Here is a 306-nt window from a genome sequence, read left to right on the forward strand (position 1 = left end):
GCACACGAAATGCCGACCAAAACGGTTCACCCAGTTGCGGATCGTTTCCCGGCTGACGAAAATACCCCCCGCTCCGCCAGAAGGTCTTCAACATCTGCCGTACTCAACGCAAACCGATGATACACCCAGACTGCGTAAGAGATGATCGACCTGGAAAACGGAAGCCCTTCAGGCGCGGAAAATCGGAACTCTGAAACATAACAGCGATCTAACATCACTGAGCCCGGTCAATAACTTGATGGTGTGGACAGCCCCACCTGACGGCATCGAATGTGCCATGTTGATGTTGTTAGAACTACCGGAATA

1 pseudogene is annotated in these 306 nt (G+C 52.0%); it reads right to left on the reverse strand.

Annotation, left to right across the window (positions count from 1 at the left end):
* A pseudogene (locus tag Q0835_RS30235) lies at positions 1-199 on the reverse strand (IS6 family transposase); the annotation flags it as partial.
* Positions 200-306: the final 107 nt, after the last annotated feature.

Source organism: uncultured Roseibium sp. (assembly GCF_947499295.1).
Taxonomy (GTDB): domain Bacteria; phylum Pseudomonadota; class Alphaproteobacteria; order Rhizobiales; family Stappiaceae; genus Roseibium.